Here is a 23314-nt window from a genome sequence, read left to right on the forward strand (position 1 = left end):
TCAAAACAGTAATTCAGGAAGGTCTGGGTGACTTCAACCGGAGAAAGTATAATCCTGGGCATTGATCCAGGCTCGAGATGCACCGGGTATGGGATTGTAAAAGAGGTCTCCGGAAGGCTGTCCCTGGTCAAGGCCGGGACCATAAGGCCCGATCAGACCGGAGACATGAGTGTGCGGCTGGCTGGAATTTTTGCCGGCATTTCCAGCCTTGTCCAGGAGTTCAGACCTGCTGAGGCGGCTGTGGAGGAGGTTTTCACCGCCAGGAATGCTTCATCCGCCCTGAAGCTTGGCCAGGCCAGGGGGGCAGCTGTTGTGGCCTGCTCCCATCTGGGTATTCCGGTTTTTTCCTATGAGCCGACCATGATCAAGAAGTCTGTAGTTGGGGTTGGCCGGGCGGATAAGGACCAGGTTGCCTTTATGGTGGCCAGGCTGCTGGGTGCCAGGGACAGTCTGGCCAGAGACGCCACCGACGCCCTGGCCGTTGCCGTGACCCATCTGAACCATCGTCGGTTAACCAGACTCAAGGGGTGGAAATGATAGCCTTTATCCAGGGGACTGTATTGAGCCTGGCTGAAAAGTCCTGTATCCTGCTGACTGCTTCAGGCCTTGGCTATGAAGTGCATGTTTCAGCCCGGGACCTGCAGGAACTTCCCGGGATCGGGCAGGATGCTCAGCTGTACATCAGCACCGTTGTCCGGGAGGATGCTCTGGACCTGTATGGTTTTTTTTCTCTGGAAGAAAGGGAAACCTTCAATGTCCTGCTGAATACTCCTAAGCTCGGCCCCAAGACAGCTCTGGCTATTCTGGGTATTTTCAGTCCGGAAAAACTGCAGAATATAGTTTCCAGCGAGGATGAAAGAATGCTTTCCCAGGTCCCGGGTATTGGGACTAAATCAGCCAGAAGGATCCTCATTGATCTGAAGGACAGACTAAAAAGCGTTGCACCTGGAAAGCCAGGACCGGCTTCCAGCCGAAAAAAGCCTTCAGTAAGAGAGGATGTGCTGGCTGGCCTGGTCAGCCTGGGCTATGCCCCGGTGGAAGTGGCCCACATCCTTGACAGTCTCCTGGAGAACGAGCCTGATCTGGATGTCAGCTCAGCCATCAGGGCTGTGCTCAAGGAAAAGGCAAAGGAAAAATTATAGCAGGGCATATGTCTTTAACCAGCACTGACGACCACATCAGGCCCCAGAGCCTGGATCAGTTTATCGGACAGGACGATTTGAGGGCCAACCTGCGGGTGTATCTGGAAGCTGCCAAGAGCAGGGGGCAGCACCTGGATCACGCCCTTTTGTACGGAAATCCCGGCCTGGGCAAAACAACCCTGGCTCAGATCATGGCTTCGGAGCTGGGGGTGAATATTGTCTCCACATCCGGACCGGTGCTGGAGAGAAGCGCTGATCTGGCTGCCATCCTGACCAATCTGAGCCGGAACGATCTTCTTTTTATTGACGAGATCCACAGGATGCCTGCCAGTGTGGAGGAGATACTCTATCCGGCCATGGAAGACTTCAGTCTGGACCTGATCATCGGCCAGGGGCCGGGGGCCAGAACAGTCAAGATAGAACTGGAGCCGTTCACCCTGGTGGGAGCCACCACCCGTATCGGTCTTCTGACTTCGCCCTTGCGGGACAGGTTCGGAGTCATCTGCAGGCTGGAGTTTTACGACCCTGATGATCTGGCCAGGATTGTGCTTCGTTCAGCCAGGGTGTTCAAGGTCAATATTTCCAGGGATGGTGCTCTGGAAATAGGAAAAAGGTCCAGGGGAACCCCCCGGATTGCCAACAGACTTCTGCGCAGGGTCCGGGACTTTGCCCAGATGGACGGAAAAAAGACCATAGATGCTAAACTGGCTGCCAGGGCTCTGGACCGGATGGATGTGGACTCCCTGGGGCTGGACCAGATGGACCGGAAAATCCTTGAGTGCATCATCAACCAGTTTTCCGGCGGCCCGGTGGGAGTGAAAACTGTTGCCGTGGCCTGCTCTGAAGAAGTGCGTACCCTGGAAGAGATTTATGAGCCCTATCTCATCCAGTGCGGATTTCTCAAGCGGACTCCCAGGGGCAGGGTAGTCACGGCCCGGGCTTATCAGCACCTCAAGGTGCTCAAGCAGGGCATGCTGCCTTTTTCTTCCCAGGATTAACCAGAACAAAGGATCTCAGATCAGATGCCTGAATCAAAACTCCAGGTCAAACTTCTCACCGGTACTCCCAACCCTGTTTCCCTGATCTATGCTGCATTCAGGCAGTGCTACAGTCCCGGCTTTGCAGGCGATCTGTGGCCCAGGCTGGTCAATGGGGATGTTTCCAGGGATGAGCAGGCCGGGTTCATTGCCAAGGTCCTTGAATCCGGCCATGACAGTCCCATAGAGCATGTCAGTTACAGCTTTGCGGTTCAGGGTGTTTCCAGGGCCCTGACCCACCAGCTGGTCAGGCACAGGATTGCGTCTTATTCCCAGCAGAGTCAGCGCTATGTTGATGAGAGTGGCTTTGAATATGTTCTTCCGCCGGCCATTGCCAGAATTCCCGAGGCCAGGAAAAGGTATGAGGATTTCATGAGCATGACCGGCCAGGCTTACAGGGATCTCAAGGCCATACTCCAGGAACATGGACGGGGAAAAAAAGCCAATGAAGACGCCAGATTTGTACTTCCCCAGGCAGCAGAATCCAAGATTGTCATAACCATGAACTGCCGCAGCCTGATTCATTTTTTTGAACTCCGGTGCTGTGAACGGGCTCAGTGGGAGATAAGGAAAATGGCCTGGAAGATGCTGAAGCTTTTAAGTACAGAGCTGCCGGTTATTTTTCAGCTGGCCGGTCCCAGATGCCGGCGCCTGGGATACTGCCCGGAGGGAGAGAAGTTCACCTGCGGGAAAATGCCCCTACAGCCCTAGTACAGGCTGGGCCAGTCCCTGACAAAGGTCTGAATTAGAGGTTCGTCCGAAGTCATGGCCGCAAATTCCAGATAGGAGACCATCCGGAAGACGAACACAGTCCAGATGATTACCGGACAGATGACAATGGCCGCCTTGTTCCTTAAAGGCTGGGGGCTCCGGACAATCCGCCACAGAACCAGAGAGGAAAGTACCAGGCATCCGGCATAGACTGCCCCGGGCAGGGCGGTATAGGTGTAGTCAAAGCTGAAGGGCATGACCAGGAAAAGCCAGGCACAGGTCAAGGGGGACAGGACCAGGAAGAAAATACCCCACCTGGCTCCAAAGCCCAGGGCAAAACGGTAGTAATCCCGACCGTAATCGTCCCTGTTTCTGCGTACCAGAAGATAGACCAGGCCGAGGGAGGCTCCGGCCCCTGCAGACAGGATAAAAACCTGAGTCAGAATGGGCAGGAAGATGGAGTCAAGGCCGGGAACAACCTCGGGTATGACCAGGAGCTCCCGGAAAACCCCCCAGAACAGCAGGGCCAGAAGCATCTTCATGGCAGACAGCCCCACAAGCCCGATGACAATATGAATGGTCTTGTGTTTTTTGAGCCGATTCCACAGAAAATAGTACAGGCTGAAGAAAAGGGAAGCAATAAAGCTCAGATAGATGCCGGTTTTCCAGAAAATATCGTATGTTACCCAGACTCCGGCACTCTGAAAGTAAGAAGATGACAAGACCCAGAGTCCAACCACGACAAGACTTACCGAATATACGAACACAAGCCCCAGCCTGGCGGCCTGGGCTGCAAACTTGTCCATGAACACCTTTTTGCGGACAATTCCTGTCAGTTCGCTCAAAAGGGCAATGGCTGGAAGTCCTGTTGAGCATCCCATGAGCATGACAGCCAGTCCTGTGGACATGGCATCGTATATCGAGTATTCCAAAACCATAGGTTCCTCCGGAAGTTCTGAGCAGGACAGCCCAGTGATCTTAAGGCCAGAATCTTGCCTTAAAACCATCTGCCAGGCAAGGATATTATGGTTCTGCAAAATCATATTTCTTGAAAATTTTCAAATGATAACTTACATATCCATCAATGAATCCCTATCTTTTGCTAAACCCGGACTGACAATCCACACCCCAGGGAGCCGAGCATGTTCTTAAGAAAAGCAGTTTTAACGGTCTGCCTGGCACTGCTTGCCGGCTGTGCCTATGGCCCACACCCAGGCAGTCTGCAAAGTCAGGAAAGAACCATTGGTGAGCTTGAAAGAAAAATACAGGACCATGAGCGCAGACTGGACCTGATCCGGGCTGATCTTGACCAGACCCGGACAAGTCTCGATCTTCTGCGTCAGGAAACAGCCCAGCGGATTATGGATCTGGAGCTGAACCTGGAGCCGGTCGGGGACGTGGCCGGACCACCCCCGGACACTTTGCAGCCAGAGTCTGGAAAGCAGGTCAGGACTGAGACGGTTCCGGCCCTTCAGGACTCTTTGAGGCAACCCCAGCCAAGGGGCACTCCTGAGCCGGCTCCGGCCCCTGTGCTTCAGGGCCGGTCCGATTATGACCGGGCTTTGGAGATGTACTTTGCTGAAGATGCTGAAGGGGCCAGACAGGGATTCAGGGATTTCATGGAGCGATATCCGGACAGTCCTCTTCTTCCCAATGCCTGGTACTGGCTGGCTGAAACATACTACATGGAAAAGGATTATCCCAGGGCCATTCTGACCTTCAGGCAGGTTCTGGACAGGTTTCCGGAAGATCCCAAGGCGCCCGATGCCCTGCTTAAGATCGGTTATTCATATGAAAGGCTGGGTGATCTCAGAAATGCTCTGTTTTATTTAGACGTCCTGACCAGGGATTACCCCGGGTCAGGCTCTGCAGCCAGGGCTGCGGACAGGAGCAGGGAGATCAGACAGAGACAGTAGTTGATCATGGCTGAGTATTCCAGAGAAGAGCAGCTTTTTGCCGGACTGGCTCTGATCAGATCCAGGGGACTGGGGCCCAGGACCTGGCGGAAAATTCTGAGCAGGTATGGTTCTCCTGCCCGGGCCCTTGACCGGTGCGACCAGTGGAAGGATGAAGGCCTGGTCCGGGTTGATCAACTCCGGTCATTCAAGTCCGGATCCTGGAAAAAGGACGTTGAGCAGGAGCTGGAGGTAATCATCCGGAAAAAAATGCGGGTGGTTATCTGGTCGGACCCGGAGTATCCCCAGGCACTGACCAGGATAAGCGATCCTCCGGTCATGCTTTACTGCCGCGGCGATATTTCCCTGCTCAATAATCCCTGTCTGGCAGTGGTTGGTTCAAGACAAAGCTCAGCTTATGGTCTGGAAATGGCCAGGGATATCTGCGCAGAGCTGGCTTCCTGCGGGGTGACCATTGTATCCGGGTTTGCCTATGGAATCGACAGGCAGGCCCACCTGGCTGCGGTGGACCGGACCGGGGGGACCATTGCCGTCCTGGGAACTGGAATTGATCTGGTTTATCCGGGAGGAAACAAGGATCTGTGGATCAGGCTGGCTGAAAAAGGGTTGATTCTCACGGAGTTCAGTCCTGGAACCAGGCCTGATCCGGGCAATTTTCCATATCGGAACAGGATCATCAGTGGTCTCAGTCTCGGAGTGCTGGTGGTCCAGTCGGCCATGAAGAGCGGAAGCATGATCACAGCCAGACTGGCCCTGGACCAGAACCGGGAAGTCTTTGCCGTGCCCGGAGCTGTGACCATGGAGAATTACGGTGGATGCAACCATCTGATCAAGGAGGGAGCCCACCTTGTCCAGTCGGCTGAGGATATTCTCCAGGTCCTGGCCCCCATTGTGCGGATATCTTCCCCGGCCACCCCGAAGCAGGCTGACCAGGAGCCGGCCCGGAGTCTGCCGGAAGATCTGGATCCAGGGGCAAGGAAGGTGGTCCGCCACTTGCAATCCAACCCCGGAGTGCATATTGATGAATTGTCAGAAAAACTCGGCTGTTCCAGTCAGGAGATAAGCCGATCTCTGGTATCGCTGGAGATCAGGGGGCTGGTCAGAAGGGCGCCGGGCATGTATTATTCCCTGAAGGATCAGACAGGTTGAAACAGACCTTTGTCTGCACCAGGGAGAGCAGCTTCCTGAAGCATTGCAGGAGATAAATTTTGCAGAAAATACCTTTGAATCTGGCCAGACCGGGAATGGTTCTGGAAAAACCAGTGCTCAGAGACAATGGGCTGGTCCTGGTGGCCCAGGGCACCCAGTTGAGTGATGCCCTTCTGGGCAGGCTGGAAAATATGGGAGTCAGTACCATCACTGTGGAGGGTTCCCCCCTTGACCTGGAGGGCGGAGCCAGGTCTGTTTCCTATGAGGAAAGAATTGAATCCCTGGACCATATGTTCCGCAACTTCAGGGATGACCCGTGGATGATCAGGATGAAGGAGTTTATCCGGTCCTATTTTGAACGGAAGATGGCGGCCGGATCTTCGGGCCGGGATGCCGGTACCCAGGATGATTCCAAAGACAGCCATCCCCAGGAGCAGCAGTGATGGAAGATCTGTACACCCAGAATAAGGACAGGATCTTGTCGGTCAGGGATCTTCCCACTCTCCCTTCAGTCCTGGACCAGGTAACCGAGCTTGTCCAGGATCCTTCATCCTCAACCGATCAGGTGGCCAAGGTAATATCCCAGGACCAGGTTCTGTCGGCCAAGGTCCTGAAAATGGTCAACTCGCCCATCTATGGGTTTCCCCGGCGTATCAGCACCATCCAGCACGCCCTGGTCCTGCTGGGGTTCAATGTTGTCCGGGGGCTGATCATCAGCACCTCGGTTTTTGACATCATGGCCAAATCAATGATGGGGCTGTGGGAGCACAGCCTGGGCTGCGCCATGGCCTGCGCCGGCATTGCCAGGCAGGCCGGATTCAAGGATCCGGAGGAGTATTCAGTGGCCGGACTGCTGCACGACCTGGGAAAAGTTGTCTCAGCTGTCCAGCTTCCTGAGGTCAAGGATGAAGTGGATGCAGCGGTCCGGGAAAAGGATCTGAGCTATTATCAGGCTGAAAAGGAAGTAATGGGTTTTTCCCATGACCGGATCAATGCCTGGCTTTCGGATCACTGGAACCTGCCCCTGAGGCTCAGGGAGGGCCTGGTCTGGCATCATCGACCCAAGTCAGCCCAGCACTACCCGGATGTGGCCTGCGTGGTCCATCTCGGGGACTTCATGGCCAGGGTCTTTCAGGTGGGCAGCAGCGGGGATGACCAGATCAGCTATCTGGACGGACATATTTTCAAGGTGCTCAAGCTCAAACAGTCCAACCTGGAAAAAGTAATGGATGAGCTGGACCGGGAATTCGCCGAGCTGAGCGGATTCAGGCCGGACCAGGATTAGGTCCTGGAACAATGATGAAAGCAGAAAAGCACTTTTTTCTCATCTCTGCCAATGCCGGGCTTTACCAGGGATTCAAGGATGTTTATCCAGAAGCCCAGTGGACCGTGTTTGAAAGGGGCAGGGGAGCCATTGAGCTTATTTTCAATAATCCTCCTGACCTGCTTATAGTGGACAGCAGGCTGCCTGACCTGGGAGGCACGGAGCTGATCCGGATATTCAAAAGTGAAAACGTCTACCGCCAGGTCCCTGTGATCATCTGCCTGGACAGGGAGGATATCGGCCCGGATCTGAACCTGACCGAGGTGGAGGTGGACGACTTTGTAATGAAGCCCCTGGACCCGGATCTGACCAGGATAAGGCTGGATCTGGTCATGGCCAGAGCCTCCTGGGAGCTGGATGCCAGTCCCCTGACCAAACTTCCGGGCAATACCTCCATCATCCACAAAATCCAGGACATGATGGACCGGAAAAATGACTTTGCCCTGGCCTATGCCGACCTGGACAACTTCAAGTCTTACAACGACAAGTACGGCTTTTCCAGAGGCGATGAAGTCCTGATGATGACGGCCAGGATTATTGTTAACACCATCAGGGCATTTGCCGGTATAGAGTCCTTTGTAGGGCACATCGGTGGAGATGATTTCGTTTTCATGGTTCCTCCGGACCAGGCAGAAAACGTCTGCCAGATACTGATCCGCAATTTTGACGGCATAGTGCCAAATTTTTATGATCAGGAAGACCGGGATCAGGGATATATCCGTTCCACGGACAGACAGGGCAATATCCTTGATTTTCCCATGATGAGCATTTCCGTAGCTGTTGTATTTAATATTGATGGAGAGCTGACCCATTATGGTCAGGCATCGGAAATAGCCATGAATCTCAAGAAACTTGCCAAACAGAAATCCGGAAGTGCCTATGTCCTGGACCGCAGAAAAACTGCCTGAAGAAATCCAGCATTTTCTGGCCTATCTGGATATTGAAAAAGGGTATTCCCGGGCAACTCTGGCTGCCTATGGCCGGGACCTGAATCAGTTCGAGGTCTTTTTACAGAAAAGGGAAAAATCCTGTGCCAGGCCCGGAGATATAGGCCGGCCCGATATCCATGCCTTCCTGGTCGAGCTGCACAAGGACTCCCTGTCCAAATCCTCCATGTCCAGAAAGCTGTCTTCTCTGCGCTCTTTTTTTGGTTTTCTCCGGAAAAACCGGAGGATTACAGCTGATCCCTGTCAAGGGGTTAAAAATCCCAGGCTGGAGAGAGCTCAGCCCAGGTTTCTGAATGTGGACCAGGCCCTGAACCTTATGGAAGCTTCCCTGGAGCCGTCACCCAGGTCCCTGCGCGACCAGGCCCTGGCTGAGCTGCTTTATGGTTCAGGACTCCGGGTCAGTGAAGCGGTCAGTCTGAACTTGGATGATGTGGATACCGGTCAGCTGGTTGCACGGGTTATGGGCAAAGGGGGTAAGGAGCGCCTGGTTCCCCTGACCAGGGCAGCATCGCAGCGGATCAAAGAGTATATCCTGCAGCGCAAGGCTTTTAAGCCTGATCCCAGGGAGCAGGCTCTTTTTCTCGGGCTTCGGGGGAAGAGGCTGAATCGGCGCGAGGCAGCCAGGATCATTCACAAACTGGCTGGAATCGCTGCCCTGCCTCAGGGCGTTAATCCTCATGCCCTGAGACACAGCTTTGCCTCCCACCTGCTGCAGGGGGGAGCTGATCTTAGAAGCGTCCAGGAACTGCTGGGACACAGCCGCATCTCCACCACCCAGAGATATACCCATCTGAATCTGGAAGAGGTGACCAGGGTCTATGACCGCGCCCACCCCAGGGCAGGCCGGAAAAAATAGGTCTGGTCCGGGCCTGCTCCACCTGCTTAAATCCCTGCTTGCCTAACAGGCTAAAAGTTACTAATCTTAATAAATCTGGAGTCATCAGACCAGGAGAGAAAATTTTTTCACGGGGTATCTTACAATATGCCAGCCATCATCTTTAATGACCGGGAAAAGGAAATTCTGCGCATTGTTCAGGCCGATCTGCCCGATTCCCAGACTCCTTTTGCCGATATTGCCTCCAGAGCAGGGGTTTCTGAAGAGGAAGTGATTGATCTTCTGCGCAAGCTCAAGGATCAGGGTCAAATCCGCAGGTTCGGGGCCACTTTGAGACATCAGCAGGCTGGATATGGATTCAACGCCATGGTGGCCTGGTATGTTGATGCTGAAAAGGATATTGGTGAGGTTGGCAGTATCATGGCTGAGCGCCCGGAAATAACCCACTGCTATGAACGAAGAAATTGCCTGGACTGGCCCTATAATCTGTACACCATGATCCATGGCCGCTCCAGTGATGACTGCAGACGGGTGGTGGAGGAGCTCAGCGCAGAAACAGGGGTTGCCCAGTATGAAATGCTTTTCAGCAACGAAGAGCTGAAAAAGACATCCATGAAGTATTTCTAGGCCGGACATCGCTGGATGGCTGGAATGCACCCGGCCCCAGGCAGGCTGGGCGTTTCAGGATCAAGACGTCTGATGTTCATTGTTCCGGCCTTAATTTATCAAGCAGACCATGAGGAAGGTATGAGCATTTCCAGAGAACTTTTTGAGCAGGCCGTAAAGGTGATACCGGGCGGGGTGAACAGTCCTGTAAGGACCTGTGCCGGAGTGGGGGCTGATCCCCTTTTTATATCCAGGGCCCAGGGTCCGTATATTTACACCGAGGACGGACAGAAGATGGTTGACTATGTCATGTCCTGGGGACCAATGATTCTGGGGCACAACCATGAAGCCGTAAACAGGGCTCTGCATGAGGCCGTGGACAGGGGAACCAGCTACGGAGCACCATGCAGGCCGGAAATTGATCTGGCCGGACTTATTGTTGAGGCCCTGCCCGGAGTGGATATGGTCCGCATGGTAAACTCCGGCACAGAAGCCACCATGAGCGCCCTGCGTCTGGCCCGGGGATACACCGGCAGGCCAAAGGTGCTCAAGTTTACCGGCTGCTATCACGGGCATGTGGATTCATTTCTGGCCAGTGCCGGCTCTGGAGCGGCCACCCTGTGCATTCCCGGGACTCCCGGTGTTCCAGAGGAGGTCGTTGCCCATACCCTGCTGGCCGATTACAATGATTTGGAACAGGTCCAGGCCCTTTTTGCAGAACATGGCCAGGAAATTGCAGCAATATTTGTGGAACCCGTGGCCGGGAATATGGGCCTGGTCCTTCCCAGGGACGGATTCCTGCAGGGTCTGAGGAAGCTGGCTGATGAATACGGCTCCCTTTTGGTCTTTGATGAAGTCATAACCGGCTTCAGGGTGTCCTTTTCCGGAGCCCAGGGCCGTTTCAAGGTTATTCCGGACCTGACCTGCCTGGGCAAGATCATCGGAGGCGGTCTGCCTGTAGGGGCCTACGGCGGCAGAAGAGAGATTATGGAAAAAATAGCCCCCTGCGGAGAGGTCTACCAGGCCGGGACCCTTTCGGGCAATCCCCTGGCCATGACTGCAGGGTACCATACCCTGAAGACCCTCCAGGAAATGGATTATGATCAGCTGGAAGCCAGGACCGGAGAACTGGCAGTCAGCCTGAGGGATATCCTTGCACAAAAAGGGGTCCCAGTTCAACTTAATACCATTGGCTCCATATTTACGCTGTTTTTTTCAGACGCCCCGGTGACTGACTTTGCCTCGGCCAAAAAGGCGGATCAGGATCTGTTCAGGGCCTTTTACAACGGCATGCGTGATCAGGGTATCTATCTTGCTCCGTCAGGTTTTGAATGTGCGTTTAACTCTTTTGCCCACAGCGCCCTGGAGTGGGAAAAGACCCTGGAGGCGGCCCGCAGAGTTTCTTTCAGCCGGTAGACCGGTTAGAACTGTTTCTAATGCCGGATGAGCACCCTGCCAAAGCTCAAAGCAGCCGGTGAAAAACATTGCGCCCACTTGACAGGGTCGAATGTTCTGACCTAGAGAGGACTTAGTTAGATTGTTCATTTTTTTACAAGCGTTTTTTTAAGGAGGTGAAAAACCATGAAGAAGTCCGTGATTGTTGGAGTGATTTTTGTTTTTGTTCTGGGCTTTCTGGTCCTGCCCAAGCTTTACGCCGGTCTGACCACACAGCACAAGCAGCTGGACCAGGACATGTCTTATAAGCATGGTGAATATGCAGACAACTGGCTTTTGTATGCACCTGTGGAATACGGTGAAATGAGGGAAGCCCCGTCTCCATTCTCCCACAGCGTCCACGCTGATTTCGCTTGTGGTGACTGCCATCACGATGAGTTCGGAGAACCAAAGACTGAAGATGACAAGATTATCGGCTGTATGAGTGCCGGCTGTCATGACATGGCTGTTGCCGAGTCTCCCAGGGACAGACGCGATATTCGCTATTTCTACAAAGCCTATCATGATATGTGCATGTCCGGATGTCACCGTGACCTGGCTCAGGCCGGAGAACCCACCGGTCCCACAGCCTGTGTGGACTGCCATCCTAAAGAAGACTAAGCACTGAGTTAACTCCCAGGGGAAGCTTTGCTTCCCCTTTTTTTTGGCCTGCCTGTTTTTCATTCATTTTCAAGGGTTGCCCATCTGCCGGTGCAGCTCCCCCACTTTTATTTTTCCGGTATTATGCCGGTCCTTCCAGGTGCAGTTACTTTACAATGCAGATGTTTTTTTAGTATCGTCTGAACCGCGTTGCTCAGTAACATCAGCGAAACAAGGTGGTGCTTATGGCTTCAGACAGAGAAAAAAACGATCTCACTGATGAGGAAATAATCGACCTGACCGATGTGGTAGAAGAGGGGAAGGTTCCTGAACAGGACAAGGACCAGCAGGACGATTCCTCTGGTGAACGGGATTTTGACGAGGATCTGAACGATCTGTTTGAGAGCCTCAGCTCGGAAAAAGATTCCCAGGATGGACAGGACGAATTTGAAGACCTTTTTCAGGATAAGGAAGGTGAACCGGCCGGGGAAAAAGACTCAGGCCCGGATGATTCAGCCCGGGAGCAGGATCAGGCTGAAGATGATTTTTTAAAGGATTTTCTGGGTGATGAAGATCCTCAGGATCAGCCTGAATCAGCCGGGATAACAGATGAATCAGCTGAACTGGAAGATCTGGTTGCAGACCTGGAAGGGGAAAAGGGCGACCCGGGTCCTGACCTGGAAGAACAGCCCCAGGTCCCTGAGCCGGACCCGGACCTGGAAGAACAGCCCCAGGTCCCTGAGCCGGACCCGGACCTGAGAGTTGAGGGCCAGGCTGAGCCTGAAAAAGAGCCTGACACCAGTGAAGATAAAGAAGTCTCTCCTTCTTCTAAAGAGGACTTGCCCCCAGCTGCTGATCCTGAGCCGGAAAAGCCGGTCAGCGGGATAGAAACTCTGGCTGATCAGCTGGAGACCCTGGCGGATCGACTGGAAGTTCTGGAAGAAAAATTCAGCCAGGAACAGGAACGGCTTGAAACCAGGGCTGTCCAGGCTGTGGAGGAAAAGGGCCTGGACCTGGGATTTATTGAAGAGCTGTCAGCCCGGATCTCGGGCCAGGTCAAGGCCGGACTTGGCGAACTGATTGAGGAGAAGCTGGGAAATATCGAGCTGCTCAAGGGAATGGAAGATGAGTTCAGGGCCGGGGTCATTGAAATCATGGAGCAGAAAGGCCTTGAAACATCTTTTGCCAGGGATCTGTCCCAGAAAATATCTGAGGACACTGAAAAAAGGATTCAGGACCAGGTTGCCGGGCAGCTGGAGACTCTGACCATGTCTGATGAGTCTGAGTTCATCCGGAAGATCGAGGCTCTGGAAAAAAGGCTGGATTCCCTGAATGTTCCGGATCCCTCAGAACTCCAGCAGGGGATTATGAAGGATGTTGAAATTCTTCTCGAGGAAAAACTGTCCGGCCAGGACTCAGGTCCTGATTCCCCGGACCCGGGTCAGGAACTGTCAGACCTGGTGGATCAAAAGATCAGTGAACTGGTGGAGTCATGGCAGGCTGAAAAAAAGGCCCTGGCTGCAGAACTGGAAAATGCCCTCAAGTTCTGGGGGAAGATGCAGGAGAAGTTGACGGTCCTGAGTCAGGACATTGGCGAATTGAGAGATAAAAGCACTGAACTGGACCCGGAACTCCTGGAACGGATTGATTCCATGAGTGAGCTGGCTGTCACCAGGACTGACCTGCGCAACCTGGCATCTCAGCTCAAGGTGGAACTTGAGGAGTATATTGAGAAAAAGGTCCCGGCGGCAGCTGCCCGGGTTATCCGGGAAGAAATCGCAGCCATTCTCAGGGATCAGTCAGAATAAGACCACTCACATGCGGGGCGACCCAGGTTGGTTGCCCCGTCCCCAAACAATACTCGACTCGGATGAAACTTAATGCTAAACCTCAGGTCAAACAGGAGGGGCTGCAAGGTTTCTTTTGTTTTACCGCCCGGAAATGTCTTGTCAGGTCAAGCCGTTTCCCCAACCGGGCGGTTTTTTCAAAATATGAGGAGAGCAGATGGATCAAGCCCAGAAACAGGCCCTGCAGGTGACCAAGGAGATCGTGGTCAAGTTCATTGAGGTGGGCCGGATTTCCCCCAACAATTGCCACGAGTTTTTCTCCCAGATATATCACGAGGTCCTGAGGACCATAGTCAGTGGACAGGAGTCTGAATCCGGCTCCCTTGAAAGTGAAGAGAAATCCGAATGAACCGGACCGGGCACGGCAGAATGGTTGCCGGGTATTTTGCAAGCATTGCCGGCTGGTATGATTTTCTGAATCACTTTTTGAGCTTTGGTCTGGATGTTTACTGGAGGAACAGGCTAGTCAGGCATGTGCGGGCACCTGAAAACGGCCTGGTCCTGGATCTGGCTGCCGGGACCATGGACGTGACCAGCAAGATTCTCAGCAAGTACCCTGGAGTTCAGGTCCTGGCGGCTGACTTCACCCTGCCCATGCTGACCAGGGGGCAGAAAAAAGTGGCCTTCAGAGCCGGGGATGTAATTCCGGTCCAGGCCGACGGCAGGGCTCTGCCTGTACCTGACCGGAGCATTGACACTGTGACCATAGCTTTTGGCATCCGGAATATTGTTCCCAGGCCAGAGGCGTACCAGGAGATACTCCGGGTTCTCAAGCCCGGGGGCAGACTCTGCATTCTGGAGTTCGGCACCGGCAGAAAAAAAATCTGGCAGGGTCTTTACAATTTCTACCTGAACAGGGTCCTTCCCTTTATTGGCAGGGCCATTTCCAGGGACAAAGGAGCTTATTCATACCTGGCTGATACCATAAGACATTTTCCTGACTCATCCCGGCTGGCCCTGGAAATGAAACAGGCAGGATTTTCCAGGGTTTTTTATTATCCGTTGAGTTCCGGGATCGTATATATTCATGTGGGAGAAAAAGGCAGAGACTAGATCAGGCTTCGGCCCAGAAAGATGACCAGTACTCCCAGGATGATGGCTGTAAATCCCATCCGTCTCAGATTGGAAGGGGGCTGTTTGGAAAGGAGTTCCAGGAACCTGGGCATTTTTTCGGCCCAGACAAAATAGGGGATGCCCTCCAGGATGAAAGCCAGCCCAAGGGCGCACAGGAAAAAGGCCAGGTCAAACTGCATAATTAAAACTTTAGCGGGTTTGCCGTTCAAAGTCCAGAACATGGAAATCCGGCAAGGTTTCTGAAGACGGATGATTTTATTTGCTGCTGCCACCCGGAAGGAGATGGATTTTTTTTTAAAAGGGCATCTGGCCCTGGATGTCCTGGATCAGGATCATCCAGTCTGCTCCTTTAAAAACAGGCAGCTGGGCTTTCTGATCTGCGGGGTGGGTCCTCTTAATGCGGCGATTCACCTGGAACGTTTCCTGGCATCAGACAGCAGAGTCCAGGCGGTTTTGAATGTTGGCATTGCCGGAAGCTATGACCTTGATCAGCTGCCTCTGGGTTCGGTGGTGGAGGCGGGAATGGAGATCTGGCCGGAATACGGAGTGTTGACTGACCCTTTTTTTGCAGACCCCAGGCAGCTGGGCTTTCCACTGTCCGGAAGCGGTTCAGACGCGGTCTGGAACCGGATTGAACTGGATCCGGACCACTTCCGGGAAAAAGCGGGCCTGCCTGCTGTTCCCTGTCCATGCCGGGGGATCAGCATAACAGTGGCTGGAGTGAGTTCCAGTCCCGAACGGCCCCAGGCCCTCAAGTCCCGGTTTCAGGCTGATATTGAAAACATGGAGGGGTTTGCCCTGGCCTACTGCTGCCACCTGAGGTCCATTCCCTTTGCCGAGATCAGGACCATATCCAACCTGGCCGGCTCCAGGGATAAGTCTGACTGGGATTTCAGAGCTGCTTTTTCGTCCCTGAACACGATCTGGCCGATGCTCTGGTCCGGGAGTGACTCATGAGCAGCCGGGAAGGGCTGATGACCTTGAGGGCAGCCATATCACCCTGCCCCAATGATACCTTTATATTCGGGGCCTGGATTCTGGGTCTGGTGGGGGACATCCCTGGAGTCAGGACCAGATTTGGCTGGGAGGATGTCCAGACCCTGAATGAAATGGCCGGCCAGGACCAGGCCGACCTGATAAAAGTTTCTGCTGTTACGGCCCTTGGCCTTGAGCACCGCTATGCTCTGCTCAGGGCTGGAGGTGCCTTTGGCCTTGAACATGGTCCCAAGCTGGTTGTTTTGAGGGGAGCCGGCAGCAAGCCGGCCAGAGTGGCTGTTCCCGGCCTGCAGACAACAGCTTATGCCCTGCTCAGGGCAGCTGTGGACCATGACTTTCAGACTGTGCCCATGCCTTTTGACCGGATTCCCGGGGCTGTAAGCAGACAGGAGGTTGATGCCGGGCTGCTCATCCATGAGACCGCCCTGGTCCACAAGGCCCTGGGATTTGAAGTGCTCCTGGACCTGGGAGACTGGTGGCGGGAAAAAACGTCCGGCCTGCCCCTTCCCCTGGGAATGATAGTGATCCGGAAGGATCTTGGCCGGGAAATGAAGACAGAGGCCGAGGAAATCATCAGGCGGAGCATATCTGCGGCCGGAGAAAAAAGGACAGTGGTTGATCCTCTTATCAGGCAGCTGGCCAGGGAGCTGGACCCTCTGGTCATAGAGCAGCATATCCGGGCCTATGTCAACAGGTTCAGCCTGGATACGGGGCAGGAGGGCGGGCTGGCCCTTGCCCGCCTGAGGCAGGTTGCCGGGATTGGATAAGTTATGAACGGGTCCGCCTGCTGGGCTGGAGCCGGTGTGTTTTGTCCGGACTGTAACACTGAGAAGCATGAGATGAAAAAGCTGAAAGATTTTTTTGCCGGAGAACTTCCGGTTGTGAACAAGGTGCTGTATCAGGAAATAAAGGGCCTGAACCCCCTGGTCCGGGAAGTCGGTGAGCACGTGCTCATGGCCGGGGGCAAGAGGCTGCGCCCCATGCTGACCATTCTCACGGCAGCCTGTTTTGGCGGTTCAAAAAAGGATATTCATCCCCTGGCCTGCTCCCTGGAACTGCTGCATTCGGCCACCCTGATCCATGACGATATTCTGGATAACGCCAATGTAAGAAGGGGCAGGGAGTCAGTCCACCTTGTCTTTGGTCTGAAGCGGGCCATACTGGCCGGGGATGCCTTTCTGGCCCTGGCCAATATGATCGTGGCCCGGTATGATGTTCCGGCCATGAACTTCTGTGTGGCCGAAGCCATTCAAAGGACCGTGACCGGGGAGATCCTGGAGATCGACAATCTGCGGAATCCTGAGATGGATGAGCAGGCCTATCTGGAAATTGTCACCGGCAAGACCGCATACCTGATTCAGGCGGCCTGTTCCTGCGGAGCCATGGCCGCTGGAGTGGCACCGGATATTCTGGACAAGGCCTCATCTTTCGGTCTGAACCTGGGGATCGCTTTTCAGCTTGTGGACGATGCCCTGGACTATGCTGCAGATGCTGAACTTCTGGGCAAGCCCCTGGGCGGAGATTTAAAGGAAGGCAAAATTACCCTGCCCTTGATCCTGCACCTGAAAAGTCTGCCCGGAACAGAACGCAATGAGCTCCTGGAAAGAATTTCAGCTGATTCCCTGGATCAGGATGAGATCCAGAATATAATCAAAAGCATTCAGCAGGCCGGGCTGGATCGCCGGGTCAGAGCCAGAGCGGATGAGTATCTGAAGAGTGCCGGGCTGTGCCTGGATGTATTTCCGGCTTCTCCCCAGAAGGAACTGCTGGAGGAAATGCTGGAGCTGGTCAGAACCAGAAGGTTTTAAGATGAAGACCCGGACAAACAGGGAGATAACCAAGCCTTTAAGGGAATGCTTGAATCTGGTTTTTCCTCCAGTTATGCCCATGCTTGTCCGGGAGGCGGCCAAGCCGGCTCCGGATCTGGAGGAGCTGGCCAGGATCGTGGCCCTGGATCCAGGGCTGACAGTCACGATTCTATCTCTGGCCAATTCTTCCTATTACGGTTTGACCCAGAAGGTCAGTGATCTCAAAAGGGCCATGGTGGTCCTGGGCAGCAAGGAGATACTCAAGCTGGCCATTTCCGTTACCCTGAAAAAGAGCCTGTCCCTGAAGCTGGGCAGGTGCAGGCATGTCGAGTTTCAGAACTGGGCAGTGATGCTCTGGGGCGCCCTTGCTTCGGATATGCTGGCCAGAAAGGCGGCTCCCACAGAGGCGGACAACGTATATATCTGCGCTCTGGTCAAGGACCTGTCTCTGCTCCTTCTGTGCTGTTCAGAAGATCCAAAACTAAAAAAGCATGCCTCCCTCTGTCTGGAAGGTGAGCAGGGGATTCTTTGCCTCAGGGAGAATCAGCTGGAGGAGGAGCACAAGGCCTGGGGTATTACTCACGCCCGCCTGACCATGGACCTTCTGGAGTACTGGGGGTTTCCAGAGGGTGGGTGCATGATGCTGGCTGACCATCATGACCTGGAAAATATCCAGGATCATGAACCGGCTGTCCAGACCCTGATCCTGGGGACCTACTGGGCTGAAGTGGAGATGGGCGGGCAGGACATGTCCAGGCTGTTTCAGGTCAGGGGAATGGTCAAAGGCCTTTTCGGTCTTGATGAGAACGAATTTGAACAGATGAGGTCCAGGATATCATCCGGATTCAGGGCCATGTGTCAGAACCTGTCCCTGACCCCGGAAAAGGAAGATGTTGTTTTTTGTGACTTTCCGGTCCACAGGATCCAGGATCTTTATTTCACTGTCCAGGAGGTCCAGGATGTCCAGGGCGGGCTGCAGGATGTGGTCAGGACCCTGGTCAAGCACCTGTACTGGCTGTGGGGGATTGATGCCTTTGAAGTCTGTCTGCTTTCCCCAATTACCCATGAATCAATTCTTTTTTCCTGGACCAGGGACCAGGGGATCATGTCCCAGAAGGAAAGCATGGCCCAGGAGCATACCGGGGCCGGGATCCAGTTTTTTCTGGGAACCTATGGATACCTCCGGATCAAGAAGGTGGTGGACGAGGAAACTCTGTCCGAACTGGACCTTTATGCCGGCTTTTTAACCAGAAATTTTGAGACATACTTTTACCGGACTCTGAAGACAACTTCCAAGGCCAGGCTTATGGATTTCATGCCTGTGGGAGTGGCCAGGCTCTCAAGCCGGGCCAGGGTGCTCCAGGTCAACAGGCGCTTCAGAGAGATATTCAGCCTGAACCAGGATCCCACTGGCCGGGATTTCTGGGAACTGGCCCGGGGCATTGTCCAGCAGGATGAGGATGATTCATGGAAACATTTTGTCAGCGGCAGGACCCAGCGGTTCAGCAAGATTTTCTGCCCCCTGGAGCCGTCAGCCATCAACCCTGACTCCCCCTGCTGGCATATGACCGCTCACCGGGTGACCATGGAGGGAGACCTCCAGATCCTGATCATCCTGGAGGATGTTGCTGAGATATCGACCCTGGAGCAGGACATAGTCAGGCAGGGAGAATATCTGCGCGGGATTATCAACTCCATGCAGGACCTTGTCTTTACCATAGATGAGCAGGGCACAATCCTTTTTACGTCGCCGGGCTGCAGCCGGCAGCTGGTTGGCAAGAATTTCTTCAGGCTGAGCAATCCTTCTTCGGTCCTGGCCGGAACCTGGGGTCCGGGGATTTTGACTGAAAAGACCGGTCCGGTTGAAGTCAGTTTTTTTACCGAAGATTCAGTCAAGTCCCTGGAGCTGATAATCTCCAGACTGAGCGGGCATTCCAGGCCTCAGTACCTGGTGGTAGGCAGGGATCTGACCATGATCAGGCGCCTGGAGGAAAAAATCAAGAAGCAGGCAACCTTTGATCACCTTACAGCCGTGTTCAACAGGCATCAGTTCTCCATATTCCTGGACAGGGAGATCCTGAGGTCCAGGAGAAAGGGCAGCGGACTGGGCATAATTTTTTTCGATCTGGACAGGTTCAAGGAATTCAACGACAGGTACGGTCACCAGGAAGGTGACGCTGCCCTGAAAAATTTTGGAAAGACACTGATCAATAACTCCAGAAAAGGGATGGACTACCCCTGCCGGTTTGGCGGGGACGAGTTCGTGCTCCTGGTTACTGATGCCGACCGGACCGGTCTTGAGGACCTGGTAAATCGACTGGTAGAGTCCTACAGCACAGGACATGACTTTGATCTGACCCTGAGTATCGGAATGGCCATTTTGAATGAAGGTGAAACCAAGGAACAGTTTCTGGACAGGGCTGACAAGGCCCTGTTCAAGGCCAAGGCAATCAGCGGCAACGCCTTTGTCTGGGCTGAAAACAGTTAGGAGCAAAACATAATCATGCTGGTTAAACTAGAACTTGATCTGCTTCCCAGGGTTGAGGATGTCCAGGGCAAAAGGACTGCAGACAAGATTAGAAATCAACTGAACATTCCTGTTGACTCGGTCAGGACCATAGCCTGTTATACTATTTCCGGAATAACCGGGATGCAGCAGCAGGAAGTGCTGGAAAAAGAGGTCCTGTTCGACCCTGTGCTGCACCGTCCCTCCTATACACCGCAGGCCGCGGATTTCGACTGGATCATCGAGGTCGGGTTCAGACCCGGAGTCACCGACAACCAGGGCCGGACCGCGACCCAGACCCTGAGGATGGTCCTGGGGTCCAGCGATAATAAGATCCGGGTGTATACCAGCAGGCAGTTTCTCATCAAAGGCCGCTTGAGCAGGGACCAGGTTACGCATATTGCCAGGGATCTGCTGGCCAATGAACTCATCGAGCGCTTTGAAATCAAGAACAGTCAGGAATGGGCAGAAGAACCGGGATTCAAACTGGTTGAACCCAGGGTGACCGGCCAGGCCAGCGACCTGGTGGAAACCATTGTCCTGGAAGGATTGAAGGATGAGGAACTCATGAACCTGAGCCGGGAAAAGGTACTGGCCCTGAGCCTGGAGGAGATGCAGACCATCAGGGACTATTACCGTGATCCCCGGATCAAAAGGCAGCGGGCAGACCTGGGCCTGCCGGACCAGCCCACCGATGTTGAGCTGGAGTGCCTGGCCCAGACCTGGTCAGAACACTGCAAACATAAGATATTCAATGCCCGGATAAAGTACAGCAATACTGATACCGGGCGGGACACGGTCATTGAAAGCCTTTTCAACACGTATATTGCCGGGAGTACTGCGGACATCCGCCGGGCCAGGGGGGATGGCGACTTCTGCCGGTCAGTGTTCAAGGACAATGCCGGAGTCATCAGCTTTGATCAGGACCTGGATGTCTGCATCAAGGTCGAAACCCATAACAGCCCTTCGGCCCTTGATCCTTATGGAGGGGCCCTGACCGGCATTGTCGGGGTCAACCGGGATCCCATGGGAACCGGCATGGGCGCGGACCTGCTTTGCAACACAGATGTGTTCTGCTTTGCATCACCGTTTCATGATGACCCCCTTCCTCCCAGGCTCCTGCATCCCAGGCGGGTCATGGAAGGGGTCCGGGAAGGGGTTGAGCACGGAGGAAATAAATCCGGAATCCCCACGGTCAACGGAGCTGTGGTCTTTGAGGACAGATATCTGGGCAAGCCCCTGGTATTCTGCGGAACCGTAGGCACCATCCCGGCCAGCATTCACGGCAGACCCGGCCATGAAAAAAAGGCTCTGCCCGGTGACCTCATCGTCATGACTGGAGGGCGCATCGGCAAGGACGGGATTCACGGGGCCACTTTTTCCTCTGAGGAACTGCACGAGGGATCACCAGCCACTGCAGTTCAGATCGGAGACCCCATCACCCAGCGCAAGATGTACGACTTCATCATCCGGGCCAGGAATCTGGGTCTGTACAATGCCATAACCGACAACGGGGCCGGCGGACTGTCCTCATCAGTGGGAGAAATGGCTGAAGACAGCGGCGGGTGCGACCTGGACCTGAGCCTGGCTCCTCTCAAGTATGACGGCCTCAATCCCTGGGAAATACTCCTGTCCGAGGCCCAGGAGCGGATGACCCTTGCTGTTCCGCCGGAAAACAGAGACCGGTTTTTAAGCCTGGCCAGGGAGATGGATGTGGAGGCCACAGTGCTGGGCCGGTTTACTTCAGATAAAATGTTCCGGGTTTTTTACGGTAAAAAACCAGTGGGCTGCCTGGAAATGGACTTTCTGCATAACGGGCTTTCCAGAATGGAACTGGAAGCCGTCTGGACCCGGCCCGAGTTTCCAGATCCTCCGGTGGAGTCAGGAGAGCGGGATGGAGCTGAGCTGCTCAAGACAATGCTGTCCAGGCTCAATATCTGTTCCCGGGAATATATTATCAGGCAGTATGACCATGAGGTCCAGGGCGGAAGCGCTGTCAAGCCCCTGGTGGGTGTGGCCAGCGACGGACCCGGAGATGCGGCTGTTGTCCGTCCGGACCTTGGCAAGGACAGGGGTCTGGTCATATCCAACGGGATATGTCCCAGGTTCAGCGACTTTGACGCCTACTGGATGATGGCCAATGCCATTGATGAGGCTGTCCGGAATAACGTGGCTGCTGGCGGAGATATCAGACACATGGCCGGGGTGGACAATTTCTGCTGGTGCGACCCGGTCCATTCACCCAGAAATCCTGATGGAAGATACAAGCTGGCCCAGCTGGTCCGGGCCAACCAGGCCCTGGCCCACTTCTGCCGGGCCTACGGGGTGCCCTGTATTTCCGGGAAGGACTCCATGAAAAATGACTACGTTTTTGGAGAGATCAAGATCTCCATCCCGCCCACGGTCCTGTATTCTGTGATCAGTGTCATTGAAGATGTCAACAGGTGCGTGACATCGGATTTCAAGTTCCCGGAAGAGGACATCTTTATCCTGGGCCTGACCGGCAGGGAGCTGGGCGGAAGCGAGTATTATTCAGAACTGGGGATCAAGGCCGGAGAGGTGCCCCAGGTGGACGCTGTTTCAGCCCGGAAAAGATATCTTGCCCTGAATCTGGCCATGGAAAAAGGCCTGGTCACAGCCTGCCACGACCTTTCCGACGGCGGCCTGGGGGTTGCCCTGGCTGAAATGGCCATTGGAGGCCGGATCGGGGCAGAGGTTGACCTGTCCAGGGTGCCGGCGGTCCCGGGCATGGCCTGGACAGAGATCCTTTTCAGTGAGTCAGCCAGCCGGCTCCTGGTTACGCTGAGACCGGAATGCCGGCAAGCCTTTGAAGCCCTTTTTCAAGGGGAGCATATGGCCTGGATAGGCAGGACCACTGCCCTGCCTGAACTGGTGATGGCCGAGGACGGCCGGACCCTGTTCAAAGCCCCGGTCACCGACCTGGTCCAGGCCTGGAAAAAGACCCTTGACTGGTAGAGACCCTTTGGATGCGGGCCTTCCGGCCGGGCAGAATCTTGTTCTGCCCGGTAATCTGAAAAATATGCTTGTTATTTTATCTGGTACTGTGTTAGCCAATCTTTAAAAAGCGGGCAGGAGGGCATTCTGCATCCACCAAGAAACCGGAGGTACACAGATGGGTCAGGTCAAGATCGACGCGCAGAGCAAGAGCATTTCCATTCCCCAGTGGCTGTTTTTCAGCAAAAAAATTCCCTTGACCCAGATAAGGGAAAAAACCGAGCGCATTGAATCTTCAGGTGGCGGAAAGGTATTCAGGATGACCCTGAGCGGTGACTTCGGAAGTCAGGAAATCAGCTTTGATAATTATGAGAGCTACGCCACCTTTATTTATGAATATCAGAAGGCCATGCTTGGCGCCTGATAA

Annotated in this window: 24 protein-coding genes; 22 read left to right on the forward strand and 2 right to left on the reverse strand. The window is 54.3% G+C overall.

The window, feature by feature from the left end; all coding sequences use genetic code 11:
* The first annotated feature begins 27 nt into the window (after positions 1 to 27).
* Genes ruvC through thyX form a run of 4 tightly spaced genes read left to right on the forward strand, consistent with a single transcriptional unit; the run spans position 28 to position 2890 of the window.
* A complete protein-coding gene (gene ruvC / locus P771_RS0101645) occupies positions 28 to 537 on the forward strand; it encodes a crossover junction endodeoxyribonuclease RuvC (protein WP_028573762.1) in 510 nt (169 codons plus the stop codon).
* Positions 534 to 1142, forward strand: a complete 609-nt coding sequence (gene ruvA, locus P771_RS0101650; protein ID WP_028573763.1) for a Holliday junction branch migration protein RuvA — start codon at positions 534 to 536, stop codon at positions 1140 to 1142. Before ruvC ends, ruvA begins: the two co-directional genes overlap by 4 nt.
* Before the next feature lie 8 nt (positions 1143 to 1150).
* Positions 1151 to 2140: a Holliday junction branch migration DNA helicase RuvB gene (gene ruvB / locus P771_RS16100; RefSeq protein ID WP_051617037.1), complete on the forward strand. Its 990-nt coding sequence runs from the start codon at positions 1151 to 1153 to the stop codon at positions 2138 to 2140.
* A gap of 24 nt (positions 2141 to 2164) precedes the next feature.
* Complete coding sequence (gene thyX, locus P771_RS0101660; protein ID WP_028573764.1) at positions 2165 to 2890, forward strand: FAD-dependent thymidylate synthase; 726 nt, start codon at positions 2165 to 2167, stop codon at positions 2888 to 2890.
* Here the strand turns inward: thyX and P771_RS0101665 are convergent.
* A complete protein-coding gene (locus P771_RS0101665; RefSeq protein WP_150112109.1) occupies positions 2887 to 3828 on the reverse strand; it encodes a hypothetical protein in 942 nt (313 codons plus the stop codon). The genes thyX and P771_RS0101665 overlap by 4 nt on opposite strands.
* A 204-nt stretch (positions 3829 to 4032) precedes the next feature.
* Here P771_RS0101665 and ybgF point away from each other — a divergent pair, with 204 nt between their 5' ends.
* The 12 genes from ybgF to P771_RS0101730 all read left to right on the forward strand — a co-directional run bounded on the left by ybgF (position 4033) and on the right by P771_RS0101730 (position 14601).
* Positions 4033 to 4806, forward strand: a complete 774-nt coding sequence (gene ybgF, locus P771_RS18090) for a tol-pal system protein YbgF (protein ID WP_051617038.1) — start codon at positions 4033 to 4035, stop codon at positions 4804 to 4806.
* A gap of 6 nt (positions 4807 to 4812) precedes the next feature.
* On the forward strand, positions 4813 to 5955 hold the full coding sequence (dprA, locus tag P771_RS16110; protein WP_035243893.1) for a DNA-processing protein DprA: 1143 nt from the start codon (positions 4813 to 4815) through the stop codon (positions 5953 to 5955).
* Between the two features lie 59 nt (positions 5956 to 6014).
* Complete coding sequence (locus tag P771_RS0101680) at positions 6015 to 6398, forward strand: hypothetical protein (RefSeq protein WP_028573766.1); 384 nt, start codon at positions 6015 to 6017, stop codon at positions 6396 to 6398.
* On the forward strand, positions 6398 to 7240 hold the full coding sequence (locus P771_RS0101685; protein ID WP_150112127.1) for an HDOD domain-containing protein: 843 nt from the start codon (positions 6398 to 6400) through the stop codon (positions 7238 to 7240). The genes P771_RS0101680 and P771_RS0101685 overlap by 1 nt, the downstream gene beginning before the upstream one ends.
* Before the next feature lie 11 nt (positions 7241 to 7251).
* A complete protein-coding gene (locus P771_RS0101690) occupies positions 7252 to 8187 on the forward strand; it encodes a GGDEF domain-containing protein (protein WP_028573768.1) in 936 nt (311 codons plus the stop codon).
* Positions 8159 to 9082, forward strand: coding sequence for a tyrosine recombinase XerC (locus tag P771_RS0101695; RefSeq protein WP_028573769.1), 924 nt, complete (start codon positions 8159 to 8161; stop codon positions 9080 to 9082). Before P771_RS0101690 ends, P771_RS0101695 begins: the two co-directional genes overlap by 29 nt.
* 126 nt (positions 9083 to 9208) lie before the next feature.
* Complete coding sequence (ahbB, locus tag P771_RS0101700) at positions 9209 to 9688, forward strand: siroheme decarboxylase subunit beta (RefSeq protein WP_028573770.1); 480 nt, start codon at positions 9209 to 9211, stop codon at positions 9686 to 9688.
* A gap of 120 nt (positions 9689 to 9808) precedes the next feature.
* On the forward strand, positions 9809 to 11083 hold the full coding sequence (gene hemL / locus P771_RS0101705; RefSeq protein ID WP_028573771.1) for a glutamate-1-semialdehyde 2,1-aminomutase: 1275 nt from the start codon (positions 9809 to 9811) through the stop codon (positions 11081 to 11083).
* Between the two features lie 165 nt (positions 11084 to 11248).
* The gene (locus tag P771_RS0101710; RefSeq protein WP_051617040.1) at positions 11249 to 11722 is read left to right on the forward strand and encodes a cytochrome c3 family protein; all 474 of its coding nucleotides are present in this window, start codon (positions 11249 to 11251) and stop codon (positions 11720 to 11722) included.
* 224 nt (positions 11723 to 11946) lie between these two features.
* A complete protein-coding gene (locus P771_RS0101720) occupies positions 11947 to 13509 on the forward strand; it encodes a hypothetical protein (protein WP_028573773.1) in 1563 nt (520 codons plus the stop codon).
* A 196-nt stretch (positions 13510 to 13705) separates the two neighbouring features.
* Positions 13706 to 13897, forward strand: a complete 192-nt coding sequence (locus tag P771_RS0101725; RefSeq protein ID WP_028573774.1) for a hypothetical protein — start codon at positions 13706 to 13708, stop codon at positions 13895 to 13897.
* Positions 13894 to 14601 carry a ubiquinone/menaquinone biosynthesis methyltransferase gene (locus P771_RS0101730; protein ID WP_028573775.1) on the forward strand — a complete coding sequence of 236 codons (708 nt, stop codon included), beginning with the start codon at positions 13894 to 13896 and terminating at the stop codon, positions 14599 to 14601. The genes P771_RS0101725 and P771_RS0101730 overlap by 4 nt, the downstream gene beginning before the upstream one ends.
* On the opposite strand, the gene P771_RS0101735 is transcribed toward P771_RS0101730, so the two are convergent.
* Positions 14598 to 14801, reverse strand: a complete 204-nt coding sequence (locus P771_RS0101735; RefSeq protein WP_028573776.1) for a DUF2065 domain-containing protein — start codon at positions 14799 to 14801, stop codon at positions 14598 to 14600. The genes P771_RS0101730 and P771_RS0101735 overlap by 4 nt on opposite strands.
* A 70-nt stretch (positions 14802 to 14871) precedes the next feature.
* On the opposite strand from P771_RS0101735, the gene mqnB reads away from it, so the two are divergent.
* From mqnB to P771_RS0101765, 6 genes are all read left to right on the forward strand, one after another.
* Positions 14872 to 15579 (forward strand): futalosine hydrolase, encoded by a 708-nt coding sequence (gene mqnB, locus P771_RS16115; protein WP_035243782.1) that lies wholly within the window; start codon positions 14872 to 14874, stop codon positions 15577 to 15579.
* Positions 15576 to 16385: a 1,4-dihydroxy-6-naphtoate synthase gene (locus P771_RS0101745; RefSeq protein ID WP_244147277.1), complete on the forward strand. Its 810-nt coding sequence runs from the start codon at positions 15576 to 15578 to the stop codon at positions 16383 to 16385. Before mqnB ends, P771_RS0101745 begins: the two co-directional genes overlap by 4 nt.
* A 72-nt stretch (positions 16386 to 16457) precedes the next feature.
* Positions 16458 to 17426: a polyprenyl synthetase family protein gene (locus P771_RS0101750; protein WP_028573778.1), complete on the forward strand. Its 969-nt coding sequence runs from the start codon at positions 16458 to 16460 to the stop codon at positions 17424 to 17426.
* 1 nt (position 17427) lies between these two features.
* Positions 17428 to 19914 (forward strand): GGDEF domain-containing response regulator, encoded by a 2487-nt coding sequence (locus P771_RS0101755; protein WP_028573779.1) that lies wholly within the window; start codon positions 17428 to 17430, stop codon positions 19912 to 19914.
* Between the two features lie 15 nt (positions 19915 to 19929).
* Positions 19930 to 22908: a phosphoribosylformylglycinamidine synthase subunit PurS gene (locus P771_RS0101760; RefSeq protein WP_028573780.1), complete on the forward strand. Its 2979-nt coding sequence runs from the start codon at positions 19930 to 19932 to the stop codon at positions 22906 to 22908.
* A gap of 157 nt (positions 22909 to 23065) precedes the next feature.
* Positions 23066 to 23311: a hypothetical protein gene (locus P771_RS0101765; protein ID WP_028573781.1), complete on the forward strand. Its 246-nt coding sequence runs from the start codon at positions 23066 to 23068 to the stop codon at positions 23309 to 23311.
* Positions 23312 to 23314: the final 3 nt, after the last annotated feature.

The organism is Desulfonatronovibrio hydrogenovorans DSM 9292 (genome assembly GCF_000686525.1).
GTDB classification, from domain to species: Bacteria; Desulfobacterota; Desulfovibrionia; order Desulfovibrionales; family Desulfonatronovibrionaceae; genus Desulfonatronovibrio; species Desulfonatronovibrio hydrogenovorans.